Below are 20,490 nucleotides of genomic sequence, written 5' to 3'. Positions count from 1 at the left end.
ATGCGTTTCGTCGACGAGTTCCGCGACGCCGAGAAGGCGCGGGCACTGTCCGCGAAGATCACGTCGTTGTGCGAGCCGGGCCGCCACTACAAGTTCATGGAGGTCTGCGGCGGGCACACGCACACCATCTACAAGCACGGCCTCGAGGACTACCTGCCCGAAAGCATCACGTTGGTGCACGGGCCGGGCTGTCCGGTGTGCGTGATCCCGATGGGCCGCATCGACGACGCCATCCACATCGCCCGGCAGCCCGGCGTGCTCATGACGTCGTTCGGCGACATGATGCGCGTGCCCGGCTCCGGCGGGAACTTCTTCGACTCCAACGCCGAGGGCACGAACATCCGGATGGTCTACTCGCCGCTGGACTCGCTGAAGATCGCGCGGCAGAACCCGGACCTGCGGGTCGTGTTCATGGCCATCGGGTTCGAGACGACGACGCCGTCCACCGCGATGACGCTGCTGCGCGCGGCCGCCGAGGGCATCGAGAACTTCTCCGTGTTCGGCAACCACGTCACGATCATCCCGGCGATCAAGGCCATCCTCGACTCCCCCGACCTGCGGCTCGACGGCTTCATCGGCCCGGGTCACGTGTCGACGGTGATCGGCTGCCGGCCGTACGAGTTCATCGCGCGCGACTACGGCAAGCCCGTCGTCGTGGCCGGGTTCGAGCCCCTGGACATCCTGCAGTCGATCTACATGTTGATGCTGCAGCTGTCTTCGGGGCGCTCGGAAGTCGAGAACCAGTACTCCCGGGTCGTGCCGTGGAACGGGAACATCGTCGCGTTGAAGGCCATCAACGAGGTCATGGAGCTGCGGCCGTACTTCGAGTGGCGTGGCCTCGGGTTCATCACGCACTCGGCCATGGCGATCCGCGCGAAGTATGCGAAGTTCGACGCCGAACGCATCTTCGAGATCCCCGGACTGCGCGTCGCCGACCCGAAGGCGTGCCAGTGCGGTGAGGTGCTCAAGGGCGTGCTGAAGCCGTGGGAGTGCAAGGTGTTCGGCACCGCGTGCACGCCGGAGACGCCGATCGGGACGTGCATGGTCTCGCCGGAAGGCGCCTGCGCGGCGTACTACAACTTCGGCCGCTTCAGCAGGCAGCGCGTCCGGGAGGCGAGCCGCGCATGACGACCACCGAACGCGAGCAGCAGGTCCTCGACCGCATCGAACGGGCGAGGCGCCGGCGCGCGAAGGTGCGCGAGGAGCGCATCACGCTGTCGCACGGCGCCGGTGGCAAGTCGACGCACACGTTGATCGAGGCCGTGTTCCTCGACGCGTTCCGCAACCCGCTGCTCGAACCCCTCGAAGACGCGGCGTCCTTGACGATCGGCGACGCGCGGCTGGCGTTGACCACGGACTCCTACGTCGTCTCGCCGCTGTTCTTCCCCGGCGGGAACATCGGCGACCTCGCGGTCAACGGCACGGTCAACGACCTCGCCGTCGCCGGTGCCCGGCCGCTGTACCTGACCGCGGGGTTCATCCTCGAAGAAGGTTTTCCGGTCGAGGACCTGCTGAAGATCGTCGATTCGATGAAGACGGCCGCTCTCGAAGCCGGCGTCCAGATCGTCACCGGGGACACGAAAGTCGTCCAGCGCGGCAAAGCCGACGGCGTGTACGTCAACACGGCCGGGGTCGGGGTGCTCATCCGCACGGGCCTCGGCGTGGCCACCGTGAAGCCCGGAGACGCCGTCCTCGTTTCCGGGCCGATCGGTGACCACGGCGTCACGATCATGCTGGCCCGCGGCGAGCTGGACATCGACGCCGACCTCGCGTCCGACACCGCGCCGGTGCACGACCTCGTGGCCGGGCTGCTGGCCGCGGTGCCCGGCGTGCGCGCGATGCGGGACGCGACCCGCGGCGGCGTCGCGACGATCCTCAACGAAATCGCGAAGGCCGCTGAGGTCGCGGTGGTCGTCGACGAAAACGCCGTCCCGGTCCGCGACGAGGTCCGCGGCGCGTCCGAGCTGCTGGGCATCGACCCGCTGTACGTGGCCTGCGAAGGCCGGATCGTGGTCGTCGTGGACGGTGCTCAGGCCTCCGACGCGCTGGCCGCGTTGCGCGCGCACCCGCTCGGCGCGGACGCCGCGGTGATCGGCCGCGTCGCCGACGACCCGCCGGGGATCGTGCTGCTGAACACCGCGTTCGGCGGCACCCGGATCGTCGACCTGCTGGTCGGGGACCCGCTGCCGAGGATCTGCTAGTGCACGAAATGGCGATCACGCAGTCGGTCGTCGACGCGATCGTCGCGCGCCTCGGCGACGCGGCGGTGTCGTGCGTCCGGCTCGAGATCGGGCGGTTGTCGGGGGTGGTGCCGGACAGCGTCCGGTTCTGCTTCGACGTCCTGTGCACGGGGACGTCCCTGGAAGGCGCGCGGCTGGACATCGCCGAGCCGGCGGGCCGGGCCCGCTGCCACGACTGCGGCGCGGAGTTCGGCCTCGACGACTTCATCGTGCTGTGCCCCTGCGGCAGCGCCAACGCGGCGGTGCTGGCGGGGCGGGAACTGCGGATCGCCTCGGTGGAGGTCAGTCATGTGTGACACCTGCGGCTGCTCGGACGCGGAAGTCCGGATCACCGACCACACGCACACGGTGGTCCTGGAGCAGGACATCCTGGCGAAGAACGACGAACTGGCGTCGCACAACCGGTCGCACCTGCGGTCTTCCGACGTCTTCGCGATCAACCTGATGAGTTCGCCGGGCGCGGGCAAGACGACGTTGCTGGAGCGCACGATCCGCGTCCTCGAGACGCCGTGCGCGGTGGTCGAGGGTGACCAGGAAACGCTGCTCGACGCCGAGCGCATCAAGGCGACGGGCGCGCCGGTGGTCCAGATCAACACCGGCGCGGGTTGTCACCTGGACGCGTCGATGCTGCACCGGGCCCTGCATTCACTCGCGCCGGCCCGGGGTTCGACGTTGTTCATCGAGAACGTCGGAAACCTGGTGTGCCCGGCGTTGTTCGACCTCGGCGAGGCGGCGCGCGTGGTGATCCTCTCGGTGACCGAGGGGCCCGGGAAGCCGGTGAAGTACCCGCACATGTTCGCCGCGACGGACCTGGTGCTGCTGAACAAGGTCGACCTGCTGCCGTACGTGGACTTCGACGTCGCCGAGTTCGAGCGGGACGTCCGGCGCGTGAACCCCACGGCTGCCGTCCTCCGGATCAGCGCCACTCGCGGGGACGGGCTCAGCGAGTGGTACGACTGGCTACGGCGACCTGGCCGAAGCTGATCCCGCCGTCGTTCGTCGGCACCATCCGGTGGGTCAGGACGCGGAACCCTTCGCTTTCGAGGCCTTCGACGGTCCGGTCGAGCAGCAGGACGTTCTGGAACACGCCGCCGGAGAGCGCGACGGTGTCGCTGTGGTCCCGCCAGCGGTCGCAGGCCCGCACGATCGCGTCGGCCACGCCGTTGTGGAACCTCGCGGCCCTGATCGGCTTCGCGCTCCGGTCGTCCAGCAGCGCGGCGATGAGGTCCTCGCCGTGGATCACGTCGTCGATCCGCGCGGGGTAGGCGGTCGTTTCGGCCGGATCGGCCAGCTGTTCCAGCTCGATGGCGGCCTGGCCCTCGTAGGTGATGGTGTCCCGGACGCCGAGGAGCGCGGCAGCCGCGTCGAAGAGCCGGCCGGCACTGGACGTCAACGGCGAGTTGAGGCCGCTGCGCTTGAGCTTGACGACGTCTTCGCGCGCCGGACCACCGAGTTCGTCCACATAGGACGCGGCCATCCGCCACGGCTGCCGGATGGCCTGTGCGCCACCGGGCATGGCGATGGTGCGCAGGTGGCTGAGGCGCCGGTAGCCCGTCAGGTCGGCGAGGAGGAGCTCGCCGCCCCAGATGGTGCCGTCGGGGCCGAAACCGGCGCCGTCGAAGGCGACGCCGAGCACCGGTTCGCGGTGGTCGTTGTCGGCCAGGCAGGCGGCGATGTGGGCGTGGTGGTGCTGCACCCCCAGCAGCTCGACGTCCTGGTCGAGGGCGTATTTCGTGGAGAGGTACTCGGGGTGCAGGTCGTGTGCGATCAGCACGGGGTCGACGTCGAAGAGGCGTTTGAAGTGCTCGATGCCCTCGGTGAAGGCCTTGAAGGTCTCGTAGTTTTCGAGGTCGCCGATGTGGTGCGAGACGAAGGCGTGGTGGCCTTTGGCGAGGCAGAAGGTGTTCTTGAGTTCGGCACCGCAGCCGAGGAGGTGCCTGTGCGTTTCGAGCCGGACGGGCTCGGGTGCGTAACCCCTGGAACGTCGCTGCAGCTGGGGCTTTCCGCGGGTGATCCGCACGACGGAGTCGTCGGTCCGGACGTGGATCGGCCGGTCGTGGGTGAGGAAGGCGTCGGCGATGTTCTCGAGCCTGTGCAGGTCTTCGTCGCGGTGGACGATGGGCTCGTCGGAGACGTTCGCACTGGTCAGCACGATGGGGCCGGTCTGTTCGAGCAGCAGATGGTGCAGCGGGGTGTAGGGCAGCATGAGCCCGATCCGCCGGTTCCCGGGCGCGACGGCGTCGGCGAGGTTCTTCCGGGAAGGCAGCAACACGATGGGCCGCCGTCGGCCGCTGAGCACGTCTGCGGCCTCCGCGTCGACCTCGGCCAGCTCCCTCGCCTGGCTCAAATCGGCCACCATCACGGCGAAAGGCTTGTCCTCCCGGTGTTTCCGCGCCCGCAGCTTCCGTGCGGCTTCCTCGTGCCGCGCGCCGACGGCGAGGTGATAGCCACCGAGGCCTTTGACGGCCACCACGGCACCGTTTCGCAGCGCTTCGGCGGCGTTCTCGATCGCCGGCCCGCCGCCGGGTTCGAACCGCAGAGTGGGCCCGCAGGCCGGGCAGCAGACGGGCTGGGCGTGGAACCGCCGGTCGGCCGGGTCTTCGTACTCCTGCTCGCACTCGGCGCACATCGCGAAGCCGGCCATGGTGGTGAACGGCCGGTCGTACGGGACGCCGGTGACGATCGTGAACCGCGGCCCGCAGTCGGTGCAGTTGACGAAGGGGTACCGGAACCGCCGGTCCCGGGGGTCGCGCAGTTCGCGAAGGCAGTCGTCACAGGTGGCCGAGTCGGCGGAGACGAGCGTGTCGGCGGCGCCGTCCCGCGGGCTTTCGACGATCCGGAACCCGGTCTCCCCCCGCTCGGGAATCTCGCGCACGCGGACCTCGTCGAGCACCGCCAGCGGCGGAGGTTTCCGCAGCGCGTCGACGAAGGCGGCGACCTGGGCGCGCGTGCCCTCGACCTCGATGAACACGCCGTGCGAGTCGTTCCCGACGAACCCCCCGAGCCCCCGCGCGAGCCGATGGACGAAGGGCCGGAACCCGACGCCCTGCACCACCCCGGCGACCCTGATCGCCACCCGCACGGGATCAGTCTGCGCCGCCGTCGGTCCATTCGGCCAGTGCCGGCAGGTCAGGCTGCTGCCGCAGCGCTTCGAGGACCACGTTCACCGCCGCGCGCAACGGCGATCCTCTCCGCACCACCGCCGCGATCGTGCGCGTCACCGGTGTCGCCAGCTCGCGTGTCGTCACCCGGTAGCGGCGGTCCACCGCCAGCAGGGGCAGCAACGCGATCGACAACCCCGCCTCCACGTGCTGCAACGTCATCAAGTAGTTGCTGAACCGGCACGCCACCCGCGGCTCGAAGCCCGACTCGCGGCACAGCCGCAGCGTCAGCTCCGCCATGTACGACTGCGGCACGTCCAGCGCCCACGGCGAGTCCGCGTACGCCGACAGGTCCGCTGGGCCGCGGGCACCTTCCGAAGACGTCACCAGCACGATCGGGTCCGTCGCCAGCGGGACGATGTCCAGGTCCGGGCCCAAGGGCAGCTGGACGAAGTCGGTCGTCGTGATGATCACGTCCGCGTCGCCGCCGCGCAGGGCCGGGATGCTCTCGTGCGGCTCCAGCTCCAGCAGCTCGACCTCCAGGTGCGGGTACGCGCCGGCCAGCCGCGTCACCGCCGGGACCGCCATCGTGTGGATCGCGCTCTGGAACGCACCCAACCTGACCAGGCCGACCGGCTCTTCGCCGAGGCCGCGCAGCTCCGCCTCGACCGTGTCCATGTGGTCGAGGATCGCCCGCGCGCGCCGCGCCAGCATCAGGCCCGCCGGGGTCAGCCGGACCCGGCGGCCGGTGCGTTCCAGCAGCTGGGTGCGGGTTTCCGCTTCGAGCACGGCCAGTTGCTGCGACACGCTCGACGCGCTCAGGTTGGCGTCCTGCGCCACCGCGCGGACCGTGCCCAGCGTGTCGAGCCGGCTCAGCAGCCTCAGGCGCCACGGGTTCAGCATTGCCCCATTGTTGTACGGAAAATCCGAACAGGACAGCCGGAATTGTGAGCTGGACGTGTCGCTCGGGGCGGACTTAACGTCGTTGGCATGGCTGACACCTTCTGGGCCGACGTCGACCGGCACCTCGTGCGGTACGGCGGCGCCTTCACCCACGAGATCATCGACCACGCCGAAGGCAGCTTCGTCTTCACCGAGGACGGCCGCCGGATCCTGGACTTCACGTCCGGCCAGATGAGCGCCATCCTCGGCCACGGGCACCCCGAAATCGTCGAGACCGTCCGGCGGCAGGTCGGCAAGCTCGACCACCTCTTCAGCGGCATGCTCAGCCGCCCGGTCGTCGACCTGGCCCGGCGGCTGGCCGAGACGCTGCCGGCGCCGCTGGAGAAGGCGTTGCTGCTGACCACGGGCGCCGAGTCGAACGAGGCCGCCGTCCGGATGGCCAAGCTGGTCACCGGCAAGCACGAGATCGTCTCGTTCGCGCGGTCCTGGCACGGCATGACGCAGGCGGCGGCGAGCGCGACCTACAGCGCGGGCCGTCGCGGGTACGGGCCGGCCGCACCCGGCAACTTCGCCATCCCGGTGCCGAACGCGTACCGCCCGGACTTCACCGACGCTTCCGGCGAGCTGGATTGGCGCCGTCAGCTGGACTTCGGGTTCGAGCTGATCGACGCGCAGTCGGTCGGCAGCCTGGCCGCGTTCCTGGCCGAGCCGATCCTCAGTTCCGGCGGGATCATCGAGCCGCCGCCCGGCTACTTCGCCGCGCTGGCCGAAAAGTGCCGCGAACGCGGGATGCTGCTGATCCTCGACGAAGCCCAGACGGGGTTGTGCCGCACCGGGAACTGGTACGCGTTCGAACGCGACGGCGTCGTCCCCGACATCCTGACCCTGTCGAAGACGCTCGGCGCGGGCCTGCCGCTCGCCGCGGTGCTGACCAGCGCGGAGATCGAGCGGGAAGCGCACGACCGCGGGTTCCTGTTCTTCACGACGCACGTGTCGGACCCGCTCCCGGCGGCGGTCGGCAACACGGTGCTGGACGTCCTGACCCGCGACCGCCTCGACGCGCGAGCGCTCGAGCTGGGCGCGCTGCTGCGCCGGGGTCTGGAGGAGATCGCTTCCCGGCACGAGGTCGTCGGCGACATCCGCGGCCGCGGCCTGCTGGCCGGGCTGGAGCTGGTGGTGGACCGGGTAACCAAGCGCAGTTCGGACGAGCTGGGCGCGCGGGTCACGCAGCGCTGCCTCGAACTGGGGCTGCACATGAACATCGTGCAGCTGCCCGGGATGGGCGGGGTGTTCCGGATCGCGCCGCCGCTCACGGCGTCCGAAGAGGAGATCTCACTGGGTGTGTCCATTTTGGACCAGGCGATCGGGGACGCGGTCAAGCTGCTCTGAACGAAGAAGGCCTCCTTGCCGGTCCGGGGAGCCGGCAAGGAGGCCTTCGTTCACGACGACGTCAGAAGCCCGCCGTCACCTTGGTGAAGTCCCAGTCGTTCTGGGCGATGCCGCTGCACGCCGACTGGACGCCGCCGCCGGGGCAGCCCCGGTCGCGGTTGACCGACCAGAACGCCAGGCGGGCGATCTTGTTCGACTTGGCCCAGTTCGTGATCTGGGTCCAGGTCGACAGGTCGGTCAGCTCCTGCTGGTCGGACAGCCCGTTCATGCCCGAGATGCCCAGGTGCGCGTACGCCGTGGCGTCGCTCCAGCCGAACGTCGACTTGAGCTTGTCCCGCAGGCCGTTCGCCGCGCTCGTCGTGCTGTTGTACATGTTCGCGCCGCCACCGAAGTCGAACGGCATGATCGTGTACACGTCCACGTTCGCGCCCAGGGCCTTCGACTGGTCGATGAGCCGGTTGCCGTAGAAGTTCGGGCCGGTCGTCGACGTGCCGAAAGTAAGGATCGTCTGGATCCCCGGGTTGTTCTGCTTGACGATCTTGAGCGCGCCCAGGATGCGGTCCTGCACGGCCTCGTTCTCGAACTCGTCGGAGTTCTCGATGTCGATGTCGATCGCCTTCAGCCCGTACGCGTTGATCACCTGCTGGTAGGCACCGGCCAGCGCGGCCGGCGTCGAGCAGTTCGGCCCGAGCTTGTTGCCGCTCCAGCCGCCGAACGACGGGACGACCTGGCCGCCCGCCGCCTTGATCTGCGAGATCGCGGTGGCGTCGGCGCTACCGGAGAGCGGCCGGCTGCTGTCCCACGCCGGGTTGCAGCCACCGGAGGCGTTGATGAACGCCATGGTGAACCACTTGATCCCGGTCGCGTTCATCACCGTCTGCGGGTTCGGCGGGCTGCCCCAGCCCATGTACAGGTAGGGCGCGCCCCGGCCGCCCGGCGGCGGGGTGGTCGTCGTCGGCGGGGTCGTCGTCGTAGGCGGCGTCGTGGTCGTGGGGGGTGTGCCCCCGGCGGAGCACGAACCCCCGTTCAGCTTGCAGTTCGACGGCGCGACGTACGAACCCGAGTACGTCACGTTGAAGCCGAAGCTCGCGCTACCGCCGTTGCCGACGTTGCCGTTCCACGAGTTCTTCACCGTGACGTGCTGGCCGGACGCCGTGTAGCTGCCGTCCCACAGCGACGAGATCTTCGCCCCGCTCGGCAGGTCGAACTCGACGGTCCAGGCGGCGAGCGTCGAGCCCGAGCCGTTGGCGATCGTGTACTTGCCTTCGTACCCGGTGCCCCAGTCGGAGCCCTTCGAGAAGGTCGCGGACACCCCGCCCGCCGCGTTCGCCGGCGCGATCACGAACATCGCGCCGATCGTGGCGGCCGCGGCCGCCAGCCCGAGTGCGGGCAACCACCGGCGCGTCACGACAGGCCGTTCTTCATCGCGGTGATGAGCTCGCCGCCCGTGGTGTCACCGGTCAGCTCCCAGAAGAAGGCGCCGCCGAGACCCTGCTGCTTGGCATAGGACATCTTGCCGCCGATGGTCGCCGGGGTGTCGTAGCTCCACCAGTTGCTGCCGCACTTGGCGTACGCGGTGCCGGCGAACGTGCCGGTCGACGGGCAGGTGTTCTTCAGGACCTTGTAGTCCTCGATGCCCTGCTCGTAGGTGCCCGGCGCGGGGCCGGTCGCCGTGCCGCCCGGGGTCGACTGCGTGACGCCGGTCCAGCCGCGGCCGTAGAAGCCGATGCCCAGCAACAGCTTGCTCGACGGGACGCCCTTGCTCTTCAGCTTCTGGATCGCGGCGTCGGAGTAGAAGCCCGGGGTCGGGATGCCGGTGAAGTTGGTCAGCGGCGAGTGCGGAGCCGTCGGGCCCTGCGGCGCCCAGGCGCCGAAGTAGTCGTAGGTCATGACGTTGAACCAGTCGACGTACGGCGCGGCACCGGCGTAGTCGGCGACGTCGAGCTTGCCGCCGTTGCTGCCGTCCGCCGAGATGGCCGAGGTGACCAGGAACGACGAGCCGAACTTCGACCGCAGCGCGGACAGCAGGTTCTTGTACGAGTTCGCGCCGCTGGAGTCACAGGAGAGCCCGCACGCGTTCGGGTACTCCCAGTCGATGTCGATGCCGTCCCAGATGTCGGCCCAGCGCGGGTCCTTCAGCAGGTTGTAGCACGACTGCGCGAAGGCGGCCGGGTTCTGCGCGGCCTGGCCGAACCCACCGGAGTACGTCCAGCCGCCGAACGACCAGATGATCTTGAGGCCCGGGTGCAGCTTCTTCAGCTTGCGCAGCTGGTTGAAGTTGCCCGCGACCGGCTGGTCCCAGGTGTCGGCGACACCGTCGACGCTACCCGCGGCGTCGTAGGTCTTCTGGTAGTCGGCGTAGGGGTCGTCGTTGGCGGTGCACGAGCCGTTCGTGACGTTGCCGAACGAGTAGTTGATGTGCGTCAGCTTGCTGGCCGAGCCGGACGTCTCGATGTTCTTGACGTGGTAGTTGCGGCCGTAGACGCCCCACTGCACGAAGTAGCCGACGTTCTTCAGGCCACCCGGCGGGGGCGGCGTGGTGGTGGTCGTCGTCGGGGGCGTGGTCGGGGTGGTGGGGGTGGTCGTCGGCTGCGTCGGGGTGGTCGGCGTCGTGGTCGGGGTGCCACCGCCGGCGTCGCAGGACCCGCCGTTCAGCTTGCAGTTCGCCGGCGCCGAGTAGGTGCCGGAGTAGCTGACGTTGAAGCCGAAGCTCGCGGTCGAACCGTTGCCGACGTTGCCGTTCCAGGAGTTCTTGACGGTGACGTGCTGGCCGGCCGCGGTGTAGCTGCCGTCCCAGAGCGACGCGATCTTGGCGCCGGACGGGAGGTCGAACTCGACCGTCCAGGCGGCCAGCGTCGAGCCGGAGCCGTTGTTGATCGTGTACTTGCCTTCATACCCGGAGCCCCAGTCGGAGCCCTTGCTGAAGTTGGCGCTGACGCCGCCGGCGGCGCTGGCGGGCACGGTCACCAGACCGACCGCGAGTGCGCCGACCGCGGTGAACAAACCGAGGAGGTGCCATCTCTTTCTGGACATCGCTCTCCCTTGAGCCAGGTACGGGAACGGCGCGGCACCGCGGGGGGACCGAGGCGGCGTTTTCGCACCGTTTGCGAAGACGTTACGTGGTCCAGACCAATTAAGGAAGAACAACCACGGAGAGTGCCGACCGGAGGCTGACCAGCCGGGACGAAGGTCAGCTCACTGGTCCAGTCCAGTTACGCAAAGCAGCCGAACCCGGCGAACCGGGCTCGGCTGCGAGTCGATCGGCGTAGTGCCGGAGCTACTCCGGCTCCTCCTGCCATTCGAAGGGCTTCACCACTGAATCCGGGTCGGTCAGCAACAGGTTGAACGCGTCCTTCGCGCTCACGCGCTCGGGCACGGTCCGGGCCGCGATCATCCCGGTCACCTTCGCGGCGGCGAACGAGGTACCGCTCCACCTGGCGAAGCCGTGGAATTCCGCGGGGTCCGAGGGGTCCCCGGAGTAGAGGGTCACCGGGCCGGTCAGGTAGGTGGACAGCACGTCGGTCCCCGGTGCCGTGCACTCCACCCACGGCAGGTTGGGACTGAAGGGAGCACGGCAACCGTCCTGGCCGGTCGCGCCGACCGCGATGACGCCCGGGAGCGCCGCCGGCCACATGGGCGCTTTCGCATGGTCGGTCGCGCCGTGGTTCCCGGCCGCAGCGACCACCAGCGTGTCGGCCGACAGCTTCTCGATCGCCCGGCGCATCGCGAACGGGACACTTCCGCCGACGGTCCGCGATCCGAACGAAAGGTTGACCACGTCGAAGCCACGGCCGGCCAACGAGGCGAGCTTCTTGGCGACGTCCCAGGTCAGCGCGGAGGACTGGTTCTGGTTGAGGAACCAGTCGGTGATCAGGGTCGCCGCCGGCGCGTACGCGTGCACAAGACCGGCGACGAACGTGGCGTGGCCGTCTCCCGCCGACGGCGGCGTCGCCCCGGCCTGGAGGAGCCCGTGCTCGACCGCGATGTACGCGCCCGCCAAGTCCGGGTGCGCGGACATGTGCGTGTCCAGGACGCAGATCCTGACGTCCCGGCCCATCGCCGGATCGACGCCGCCGCCGGGGTGCGCCTCCTGCACGACTCGCTGCCAGGTCGCCGGACCGACCGGCAGTTGCGGATCGTTCGCGGCCCCCTTCGTTCCCGGCCAGGTCACGACGTTGGCCACTTCGTTGTTCTTGTCCATCTCCGGCGACCAGCCGCCGAAGGCGCTGCCGAACTGGGTTCGCAATTCACGAAGCACGGTTTCGATCGGTTCGATCGGTTCGCCGGCCTGCGGATCGATCAGCGCCGGCGCCACCCCGGGGACGTCGACCAGAGCGAGATCGAGCCGTTTGTCGACCTCGATCACGCGCGCCCCCGGAAGCTGGAGGTGGTCGCCCAGGAAGTCAACGACCAACTGACAATGCCTCGCGTCGATGATCAATTCAGCACTCATCGAGCTCCCCTTTCCCCGGGTATGGTAAAACCACTTGAAATATACGGAGCCGCGACCCGCGAGGTTGATACGTGACAGCTGCGCTCGAGGTCGCCGAGAACGCCGCGCGGCTGGCGGATCTGAATCCGAGCAGCGCGGTGAGCGCGGCCTCGGAGGCAGCCCGCAGTGCCCGGCGCGAAGGTGACAACGCAGCAGCGTCGATAGCAGAACGAGCGTGGGGCCATTCGCTGGTCCAATGTGGTGAACTGGCCACCGCGATCCGGCACCTTCGCAGAGCCGTCGACCACGGCTTGGCCGCCGATTCGGCCGAACTGGTCAGCGAAGCGCGCATCAGGCTGGCCTACGCGTTGATTCTGCGGGGAAAGCCGGAACTGGCTCTCGGTGAGATCGATGGTGCCTTGAATGGCATTCAGGGTGACGCGCTGATGCGGATCCGGGCGCAACGAGGCGCGATTCTGGTGGAGATCGGCCGGCTCGACGAGGCGCTGGCCGACCTCGACCGCGCGTTGCCGTACCTGCGCCGGATCGACGACCGGGTCGGCGTCGCCCGGGCGCTGGTCAATCGCGGGATCGTGCACGGCTGGCTGCACGACTTCGCGGCCGCGGTCCGTGATCTCCGCGAATCGGGGCAGGTGTCCAGAGCGCTGGGGCGCGGCCTCGCGGTCGGCATCGTCGAACAGAACCTCGGGTTCGTCGCCGCGTTGCGCGGCCACGTGCCGGCCGCGCTGGACCACCTGGCCACGGCCGAGCGGACCATCGCCGAGCACGGCGGTCAGCTCGCCGCGGTACTGCAGGACCACGGCGAGCTGCTGTTGTCGGTGGGCCTGACCTCGGAGGCACGCGAGTTCGCCGAACGCGCGATCGTCGCCTGCCAGCGGGAACAACGCCGGCTCAAGATCCCGGAGCTGCGGCTGCTCCTGGCGCAGATCGCGTTCCTGGACAGCGACTGGCAGCGTTGCCTCGAACAGGCCGACCTCGCGCTGCGCGGCTTCAGCCGCCAGCGACGTGCCGCGTGGACGGCGCTGGCGAGACTCGCCCGATACCGCGCCAAACTCGCCTTGGGGCAGGGAGAACGCATCAGCTCCGTGCTCGTCGAGGACATGGTCGGCACCCTCGCCGGCAGCGGCTGGCCGGCGGCCGAGGTCGAGGCGCGGGTGGTGGCCGCCCGGGTGTCGTTCCTCCGGGGCCGGCCCGACCAGGGTGGCGAGCAGCTCCGTCAGGCGGCCAGGGCCCGCGGCCGCGGCCCGGCGGCGATCCGGGCGCGCGGGTGGTTCGCCGAGGCGAGGCTGCGCGAGGAGAACGACGACCCGCGCGGTGCCGCGGTGGCGGCGCGAGCGGGGTTGCGGGTGCTCGACGAGCACGCGGCGGCGTTGGGCGCGACCGATCTGCGGGTGCACTCCGCCGCCCACCGGGTCGAGCTCAGCGAGCTGGGGCTGCGGACCGCGATCCGCGCCGGCCGGCCCGCCGGTGTGCTGGAGTGGGCCGAGCGGGGTCGGGCCAACCGGCTGCTGCACCGGCCGGTGCTGCCCGCGGAGGATCCCGTGCTGGCCGGACTGCTCGCGCGGCTCCGGTCGGTTTCGGCGGAGATCAGCCTGGGCCGGCCGAGCCCGGCGCACCGCCAGTTGACGCTCGAGCGGCAGATCCGGGACCACTGCCGGCTGCACCCGCCACAGTCCGGCGGACCGGCGGTCGAGCCGGTTCGGCCGAACCGGCTCGGTACGGCGTTGGGGGAGCGGGCGCTCGCGGAATTCGTGCAATGGGACGGAATCCTGCACGCGCTCACCCTGGTCGACCGACGGCTGCGGCTGCGCCCGCTGGGGCCGGTCTCCCTGATCGCCGAGTCGACCGAACGACTGCTGTTCGCACTGCACCGGTTGGCGCGGAAGGGCCCGGCCCAGCCGGCGGCGGCCGCGCTGCTCGCCGACACGGCCCGGCGGCTCGACGACTTGCTGCTCGGGCCGCTTCCCGAGCTGGACCGGCGGCCGCTGGTGCTCGTGCCGACCGGTCTCCTGCACAGCATGCCCTGGTCGGTGCTGCCCTCCTGCCTCGGCCGTCCGGTCACCGTCTCGCCGTCGGCGACCTTGTGGTGCGCCGCGTCCAGTGCGCCGGTCCGTCCCGCCAGGACGGTCCTGGTGGCGGCCGGCCCCGATCTGCCCGGTGCCCGGGACGAAGCGCTCGCGGTCGCCGCCATCCACGGCTGCACTCCCCTGGTGGACGGCACCGCGACGGTCGACGGAGTGCTCGCCGCACTGGCCGACGCCGAGGTGGCACACCTCGCGACGCACGGCAGCCTGAACACCGACAACCCGTTGTTCTCCTCGCTGCGGCTGGCCGACGGCCCGCTGATCGCGTACGACCTCGAACGGCTCCCCCGGGTGCCGCACACCGTGATCCTCGCGTGCTGCGACGGCGGCCGTTCGGTGGTGCGGACCGGCGACGAGCTGCTGGGGCTGAGCACGACGTTCATGAGCCGGAGCGCCACCCGGTTGATCGCTTCGGTGATGCCGATCCCGGACGCCGAGACCGCGCCGTTGATGATCGCGCTGCACCGCGGGATGGCCACCGGCCGCCCCGCACCGGTCGCGCTGGCCGAGGCCCAGCAAGAGATGCGTGACCGGAGCCTGGCCGACCTCGCCGCGGCGGCCGGTTTCGTCAGCATCGGCGGCGATTGAAGAGACCTGCTCCACGCCTGCAGGTGGATTGCAGGCCGTCCGCAGGCCGGACCGCTTAGAAAGGCGGACAACCGATTCCGGCCCGCAAGGCGGCCGGATCCTCATCGCTGGAGACACGATGTCAGACAACGACGATCTCGTGGACCGTCTGGTGCACGACGCCGTGCGCGGAAACCCGGCCGGCTGGCGGGAAATCGTGCGGCGCTACACCCCGCTGGTGCGGTCGGTGTGCCACCGCCACGGCTTGGCCGCCGCGGACATCGACGACGTGACCGGCGTGGTCTGGCTGCGGCTGGTGACCCACCTGGCCGACCTGCGCACGCCCGCCGCACTGCCCGGCTGGCTGTCCGTCACCACCCAGCGGGAATGCCTCGCCGTGCTGCGCCACCACGCTCGTCAGACCTGCACCGACGAATGGGACATCGCCGACACCCGACCGGAGCCCGACGCACAGCTCCTGGAGCTGGAGCGGCGAACCACCCTGCGGCACGCCATCGCGACACTGCCGGACCGGGACCGGCACCTGATGTCGATGCTCTTCCGCGACCCGCCTGCCCCCTACACCCAGATCAGCACGACGCTCCGGATACCCGTCGGCACCATCGGACCGACCCGGCAACGCTGTCTGGGCCGCCTGCGCCGCAACCCCGCCATCACCGCGCTGATCACCGCGGCCGCTGCGTAGGTCCGCTCAGCCGGGGGCTGTTCGCGCCGAGGTGAGCAGGTCGATCATGTCGAGCCAGCTCAGGGCGGCCCCTTCGGCGGCAGCGGTGTCGCGGTCGTCCGGGCCGAGTGCGGTGTCGACCACGTGGTCGCTGTCGGGAGAGCCGAAGCGCCGCAACAGATCGGGGCGAAACCCCAGCCGGACGGCGTGGTGGTGCACGGCGGCGCGCAGCTGTCCCGCGTCGTGCGGGCGGCCCGCGAGGACCAGGGCATGGACGCCGGTGTGGAGCACGGCGAGCGTGAAGACGCTGTCCTCTTGGTGGCGGAACCGTTCCAGGGCGCGGCACAGCGCGTCGATGGCGCGGCTCGGGTCGGTATGCGCGCGGTTGAGGTAGGACAGGGCGAGCGCGAGCTCCGACCAGCCGGCCGACCAGGACTGTCCGGTTCGCTGGGCCTGCTCGATGGTGTCGATGAGTCCGGCTTCGCCGGCGGCGACGTGTCCGAGGTGGATGAGCGCGGCGCTGCGGGTCCTGAGCCCGGCGATGCGGATCCAGTCCAGCCCCAGCCGGGTACCGATGGCGACGGCCTCGTCCGCGGCGTCGTGGGAGTCCTGGACCTGGCCGGTGGTCAGCCAGAACATGGCGCGGTAGTACTGCAGGCTCGCGTACAGCGCACGGTGTTCGTCGTCGGCCGGCTCGCCGATCGCGACCCGGGCTTCCTCGAACATCCGCCGCACCTCGGCCTCGTCGGCGAAGAGGGCCGCGCTGATCACGCGGGCCAGGTAGGCGCGGGCGCGGTTGGCGTGTGCCGCGTGGGGTGCGGCGCGCAGGGCGGTGTCGATGAGCCGGCGGCCCTCGGCCGAGTGGCCGTTCCGCAGCCAGAACCAGTCGAGCAGTCCGACGGTGCGCAGGGCGTGTTCGGGCTGGTGGGTCAGGTCGTGCGCGATGCCCGCGCGCAGGTTCGGCAGCTCCCGGTCGAGGATTCGCAGGGCCCGGCCGCCGTGTCGTTGTCCGCGGACGTCCGCCGTGCACTGGGCGGCCAGGTCGCGCACCCAGCTCGCGTGCGCCCGCCGGGTGTCGCCCGGGTCGGGGTCGATGGCCTGGCAGTAGGCCCGGATGGTCTCCAGCAGCCGGTAGCGGGTGGGTGTCACGGTGGTGTCCGCGCTGACCACCGACCGGGTGACCAACGACGACAACGACTCCAACGCCGAGGTGCCGGCCGAGCCCACCGGGCGAACCGCTTCGGCCGCCTCCAGCGGGAATCCGCCCTCGAACGGCCAGAGCCGGAGGAGCAGCTCCCGGTCGTCGTCGGAGAGCAGCTCGACGCTCCAGGCGATCGCCGCCTGCAGCGTGGCGTGCGGGGCCAGCGAGCCGCGGGCGACCGGTCCGAGCAGGGCGAACCGGTCGTGCAGGTATTCGGCGATCTCCCCGAGCCCGAGCAGCCGCGCGCGGGCGGCGGCCAGTTCGATGGCCAAGGGCAGGCCGTCCAACGCCGCGCACACCTGCCGGGCCAGTGCCCGTTCCTCGTCCGTGGGTGTCCAGCCGGGACGCACCGCCCTGATCCGGTCCAGCAGCAGCGCCATCGCCGAGCCGTCCGTGCCGTCGCCGGCTCGCAGCGGTAGCGGGTGCACGGTGAGGGTGGCCTCGCCGTCGACCCCCAGCGGTTCCCGGCTGGTGGCCAGGACCCGCAGCGTGGGGCAGGCGGCGAGCAGCTCGATGGTGAGCTCGGCGGTGGCGCCGACGAGGTGCTCGCAGTTGTCCAGCACGAGCAGCCCGGCCCGGCCGGCGAGCGCGTCGCGCAGGGCCTGCCGGGGCTCACCGGCCACCTGCGCCAGGCCGACGGCGTTGGCGATCGCGTGGACGATCACCTCGGGTTGGCCGACGTCGGCCAGCCGGACCAGCCACGGACCGTCGGCGTCGGGCAGGGTGGCGGCGTACTCGACGACCAGCCGGGTCTTGCCCACCCCGGCCGGGCCCACGAGGGTGACCAGCCGCCGCTCGGCCAGCAGCCGGGCCACCGTGGTCAGCTCACGGTCGCGGCCGAGGAACGAAGACAGCGGACGCGCGAAGCCGCGCGCCGCGGCCAGGCCGCCGGCCGGTGCGGGCGGGGCCGCCGAAGGCGTTTCGGGCAGCAGCAACCGAAGGTCCTGGGCCAGCACGAGCCGCTCCAGCCGCTGCAGCTCCGGCCCGGGATCGACGCCGAGCTCGGCGGCGAGCAGCCCCCGCACGCGACGCAGCGCGGCGAGCGCGTCGCCCTGCCGTCCGCAGCGGTACAGCCCGAGGATGAGCAGCGCCCACCGCCGCTCGCGGTACGGCGCGGCCTGCACCGCAGCGTCCAGCTCGGCCACCGCACCCGGTGCGTCCCCCGTCGACAGTCGCGCGGCCAGCCGCTCCTCGATCGCCACCTCGCGCAGCTCGACCAGCCTGCTGCGCGCGGCCAGCACATCGGGGCCGGCCAGCAGATCCGCGTACGGCTCACCGTGCCACCAGGTCAACGCCTCGGTGAACGCGTGCAGCGCCGGCGCGGCGTTGTCCTCGGCGAGCAGCTGCCGCCCCCGCTCGACCTGCCGCACGAAGCGATCCGCATCGACGGCCCCCGGCGGAACTCGCAACCGGTAGCCCGATCCGGTGCGCTCCAACAGATCCCGCCCACCGCTGCCGAACGCCCCGCGAAGCCGGGAAACGTAGACCTGCAGCGCGGCGGCCGCCCGAGCCGGCGGATCCGAACCCCACACGGCTTCGGCCAGCCGACCGTCGGAAACCGGTTCTCCCTCGGCCATCACCAGCGCGGTGAACAGCCGCCGGGGCAACGGCCCACCAAGATCGACGCCGGCGCCGCCGGCTTCCACTTCCGTCGGCCCCAACACCCGACAGACCACCACTCACCGAGCGTACACCGCCGATAACCTGACTGCGGTCACAACGCGTTCCGGCGCGAATTCCGCCTGACGCGGCTTCGAATCATTGCTCCGGCAGGGATCGGGCCAAAAGCAAACAGGCCCAGCGCCTCCCGAAGGAGGCACTGGGCCTGTGTACTGCTGTCTCAACCAGACGTGCGCCCGAAGGGATTCGAACCCCTGACCTTCTGATCCGTAGTCAGATGCTCTATCCAGCTGAGCTACGGGCGCGTGTTCAGTTGTTCTCTAACCTAGCACCCGGCGAACCGGGCACCAGCGGAGGCTCCGGGATTTGAACCCGGGAGGGGGGGTTACCCCCAACCGCATTAGCAGTGCGGCGCCATAGACCAGACTAGGCGAAGCCTCCTGGGCCCAACGACCACTGCTCAGATAGGTTACACACCCTCGAAGAGCCCCCGAATAGCACCCCCCTCAAGCCCGTTGCAGCAACCTGAGCAGGCGCGGAGACCGGCCTCCCAGCCCCTCGGCCTCGAACGTCGCGATGCCCACGCGGGGTAGCTCGCGGACGCCCGGGTAAACCAAGTACCTCGGGACCCAGCGGGGCTGGAACTTCGCGTTGAACTTGTACAGCGTCTCGATCTGGATCCAGCGCGAAAAGAAGTGCAGGACCTTCGCCGCCGTCTTCGCGACCGGGCCCGCGCCGATGCGCCGGCCCTGTTCCATCAGCGAACGGAACGCCGCGAAGTTGAGCGACACCTGGGAAATCCCGTGGCGGCGCGCCGCCAGGAGGAGTTCCGAGATCATCAGCTCGTTGACGCCGTTGTCGGCCGAGCGGTCGCGGCGCATGACGTCCAGGGACAGACCCGCCGCGCCCCACGGGACGAACTGCAGCACGCCCCGCACGCGGCCGCCCTGCTCGGCCGTCACCAGGACCGACCCCGCGTCACCCATGCGGCCGAGCGCCATCGAGAAGCCGCGCTCGGTGTCCGTGCCGCGCCAGTTGGCCGCCAGGACCTCCAGCTCGGCCAGCTCGCCCGGGCGCAGGTCCTCGGTGCGGCGGACCAGCACCTTGTAGCCCGCGCGTTTCGTGCGGGCCGCGGCCTGGCGGACGCCGCGCATCACGCGTCCGTCCAACGTGAACCCGTCGACGTCGACGACCGCCTCGTCGCCGATCTCCAGGACCTCCAGGCCGAACCGGGCCCAGACCGTCGCGCCGAGCTCCGAGACGCCCATCGCCGCCGGCACCCAGCCGTTGCGGCGGCAGACCTCCAGGTACTCCTCGATCGCGCCCGGCCACGCCTCGTGGTCGCCGAGCGGGTCGGCCGAGCAGAGCGCCACGCCGGCGATCACGCGGTAGGTGACCGCGGCCTTGCCCGTCTTCGAGAACACCGCGAACTTGTCCCGCCGCAACGCGAAGTAGCCGAGCGAATCCCGTTCGCCGTGCTCGTCGAGCAGCTTGCGCAGGCGGTCGACCTCGTCGTCGGTCAGCCGGGGCGCCGGCTCGGCCGAGCGCAGCAGGAAGTACGCCGACACCAGGACCGCGGCGAGGCCGAACAGCAGCCCGACGGCCGCCGTCATGTCCTCCAGCCACATCTGGTGGAACACCGCCGGTCCGCTGGCCCCGACCAGCGCCAGCGCGGACTCCGCCAGGCGGTCCGGGAAGCTCATCGGCGCCAGCACCGCGCGCGAAGCCACCGACAGCAGGATGACGTTGATCACGAACCCGGCCAGGGCCAGCTGCAGGAACACGCGCACCGCGCGCCAGCGCCCGACCACCGGGTCCGGCTTCGCGACGAAGTAGCGCCGGCTCGCGATGAGGCCGACCAGCAGCACGACCGACACCATCCCGGCGCCGAAGACGTGCCGCAGCCCGATGTGCGACACCGTGAGCAGCACCGTCGCGCCGACCGCCAGCTGCCAGGCCCGGCGCTTGCGCCGCCGCAGACCCGCCGCCAGCAGCACCAGCAGCACGCCCGTGACCAGCGCGACCGTCGCCGCCGCGACCGTCGCCTCCTGCGGCAGCTCCAGCCACTCCGACAGGTGCCCGCGCAGGTTGCGGCGCCCGGCCGGCACCAGGACCGAGACGAGCGTCATCAGTCCGGCCAGCCGGGTCACCCAGGTGATCACCCCCACGGTGGTGGCCCCCGCCACCCGCCAGGTGGTCTGCGCGCGTGTCCCCGTCACCACCTGTACAACCCGTTGTGGACGATCA

14 protein-coding genes and 2 tRNA genes are annotated in these 20,490 nt (G+C 70.7%); 7 read left to right on the top strand and 9 right to left on the bottom strand.

Annotated elements, in window-relative coordinates; genetic code table 11:
• Genes hypD through hypB form a run of 4 tightly spaced genes read left to right on the top strand, consistent with a single transcriptional unit; the run spans position 1 to position 3,224 of the window.
• Positions 1–1,128, top strand: a complete 1,128-nt coding sequence (gene hypD / locus BLV96_RS23295; RefSeq protein ID WP_086684747.1) for a hydrogenase formation protein HypD — start codon at positions 1–3, stop codon at positions 1,126–1,128.
• Positions 1,125–2,201 (top strand): hydrogenase expression/formation protein HypE, encoded by a 1,077-nt coding sequence (hypE, locus tag BLV96_RS23290; RefSeq protein ID WP_086684750.1) that lies wholly within the window; start codon positions 1,125–1,127, stop codon positions 2,199–2,201. The genes hypD and hypE overlap by 4 nt, the downstream gene beginning before the upstream one ends.
• Positions 2,201–2,536 (top strand): hydrogenase maturation nickel metallochaperone HypA/HybF, encoded by a 336-nt coding sequence (locus BLV96_RS23285; RefSeq protein ID WP_086684753.1) that lies wholly within the window; start codon positions 2,201–2,203, stop codon positions 2,534–2,536. Before hypE ends, BLV96_RS23285 begins: the two co-directional genes overlap by 1 nt.
• Complete coding sequence (gene hypB, locus BLV96_RS23280) at positions 2,529–3,224, top strand: hydrogenase nickel incorporation protein HypB (protein ID WP_086684756.1); 696 nt, start codon at positions 2,529–2,531, stop codon at positions 3,222–3,224. Before BLV96_RS23285 ends, hypB begins: the two co-directional genes overlap by 8 nt.
• On the opposite strand, the gene hypF is transcribed toward hypB, so the two are convergent.
• Entirely contained in the window at positions 3,181–5,322 is a 2,142-nt protein-coding gene (hypF, locus tag BLV96_RS23275) for a carbamoyltransferase HypF (RefSeq protein ID WP_086684760.1), read from the bottom strand. The two genes, hypB and hypF, sit on opposite strands and share 44 nt — an antisense overlap.
• A 4-nt stretch (positions 5,323–5,326) precedes the next feature.
• Positions 5,327–6,244 (bottom strand): LysR family transcriptional regulator, encoded by a 918-nt coding sequence (locus BLV96_RS23270; protein ID WP_086684763.1) that lies wholly within the window; start codon positions 6,242–6,244, stop codon positions 5,327–5,329.
• An 87-nt stretch (positions 6,245–6,331) separates the two neighbouring features.
• Here BLV96_RS23270 and BLV96_RS23265 point away from each other — a divergent pair, with 87 nt between their 5' ends.
• A complete protein-coding gene (locus BLV96_RS23265; protein WP_086684766.1) occupies positions 6,332–7,633 on the top strand; it encodes an aspartate aminotransferase family protein in 1,302 nt (433 codons plus the stop codon).
• Positions 7,634–7,694: 61 nt separating this feature from the next.
• Here the strand turns inward: BLV96_RS23265 and BLV96_RS23260 are convergent, their stop codons facing one another.
• The 3 genes from BLV96_RS23260 to BLV96_RS23250 all read right to left on the bottom strand — a co-directional run bounded on the left by BLV96_RS23260 (position 7,695) and on the right by BLV96_RS23250 (position 12,086).
• Positions 7,695–9,041, bottom strand: coding sequence for a cellulose binding domain-containing protein (locus tag BLV96_RS23260; RefSeq protein WP_086684770.1), 1,347 nt, complete (start codon positions 9,039–9,041; stop codon positions 7,695–7,697).
• Complete coding sequence (locus tag BLV96_RS23255; RefSeq protein ID WP_091389474.1) at positions 9,038–10,666, bottom strand: glycosyl hydrolase family 18 protein; 1,629 nt, start codon at positions 10,664–10,666, stop codon at positions 9,038–9,040. The genes BLV96_RS23260 and BLV96_RS23255 overlap by 4 nt, the downstream gene beginning before the upstream one ends.
• A gap of 244 nt (positions 10,667–10,910) precedes the next feature.
• Complete coding sequence (locus tag BLV96_RS23250; RefSeq protein ID WP_086675599.1) at positions 10,911–12,086, bottom strand: S8 family peptidase; 1,176 nt, start codon at positions 12,084–12,086, stop codon at positions 10,911–10,913.
• Positions 12,087–12,157: 71 nt separating this feature from the next.
• Between BLV96_RS23250 and BLV96_RS23245 the strand changes: the two genes are divergently transcribed.
• Both BLV96_RS23245 and BLV96_RS23240 read left to right on the top strand, forming a co-directional pair.
• Complete coding sequence (locus BLV96_RS23245) at positions 12,158–14,758, top strand: CHAT domain-containing protein (protein ID WP_143051019.1); 2,601 nt, start codon at positions 12,158–12,160, stop codon at positions 14,756–14,758.
• Positions 14,759–14,876: 118 nt separating this feature from the next.
• Positions 14,877–15,443 carry an RNA polymerase sigma factor gene (locus BLV96_RS23240; protein WP_086675601.1) on the top strand — a complete coding sequence of 189 codons (567 nt, stop codon included), beginning with the start codon at positions 14,877–14,879 and terminating at the stop codon, positions 15,441–15,443.
• Between the two features lie 6 nt (positions 15,444–15,449).
• Here BLV96_RS23240 and BLV96_RS23235 read toward each other — a convergent pair whose 3' ends face one another.
• The 4 genes from BLV96_RS23235 to BLV96_RS23220 form a co-directional block, all read right to left on the bottom strand.
• Positions 15,450–18,287 carry an AfsR/SARP family transcriptional regulator gene (locus BLV96_RS23235; protein ID WP_143051018.1) on the bottom strand — a complete coding sequence of 946 codons (2,838 nt, stop codon included), beginning with the start codon at positions 18,285–18,287 and terminating at the stop codon, positions 15,450–15,452.
• A gap of 187 nt (positions 18,288–18,474) precedes the next feature.
• A tRNA-Arg gene (locus BLV96_RS23230) sits at positions 18,475–18,548 on the bottom strand.
• Between the two features lie 46 nt (positions 18,549–18,594).
• Positions 18,595–18,684: transfer RNA gene (locus tag BLV96_RS23225), tRNA-Ser, on the bottom strand.
• Between the two features lie 65 nt (positions 18,685–18,749).
• Positions 18,750–20,465, bottom strand: coding sequence for a phosphatidylglycerol lysyltransferase domain-containing protein (locus tag BLV96_RS23220; protein ID WP_086675603.1), 1,716 nt, complete (start codon positions 20,463–20,465; stop codon positions 18,750–18,752).
• Between the last annotated feature and the right edge of the window lie 25 nt (positions 20,466–20,490).

Source organism: Amycolatopsis pretoriensis, assembly GCF_900107925.1.
Lineage (GTDB): Bacteria > Actinomycetota > Actinomycetes > Mycobacteriales > Pseudonocardiaceae > Amycolatopsis > Amycolatopsis pretoriensis.
The sequence above is the reverse complement of the archived record's forward strand: the minus strand, read 5'-3'. Positions and strand labels throughout refer to the sequence as shown.

Coding starts and splice junctions, on each gene's coding strand:
- hypD (WP_086684747.1), top strand. CDS start 1: ATGCGTTTCGTCGACGAGTTCCGCGACGCCGAGAAGGCGCGGGCACTG.
- hypE (WP_086684750.1), top strand. CDS start 1,125: ATGACGACCACCGAACGCGAGCAGCAGGTCCTCGACCGCATCGAACGG.
- hypB (WP_086684756.1), top strand. CDS start 2,529: ATGTGTGACACCTGCGGCTGCTCGGACGCGGAAGTCCGGATCACCGAC.
- BLV96_RS23270 (WP_086684763.1), bottom strand. CDS start 6,244: ATGCTGAACCCGTGGCGCCTGAGGCTGCTGAGCCGGCTCGACACGCTG.
- BLV96_RS23265 (WP_086684766.1), top strand. CDS start 6,332: ATGGCTGACACCTTCTGGGCCGACGTCGACCGGCACCTCGTGCGGTAC.
- BLV96_RS23255 (WP_091389474.1), bottom strand. CDS start 10,666: ATGTCCAGAAAGAGATGGCACCTCCTCGGTTTGTTCACCGCGGTCGGC.
- BLV96_RS23250 (WP_086675599.1), bottom strand. CDS start 12,086: ATGAGTGCTGAATTGATCATCGACGCGAGGCATTGTCAGTTGGTCGTT.
- BLV96_RS23240 (WP_086675601.1), top strand. CDS start 14,877: ATGTCAGACAACGACGATCTCGTGGACCGTCTGGTGCACGACGCCGTG.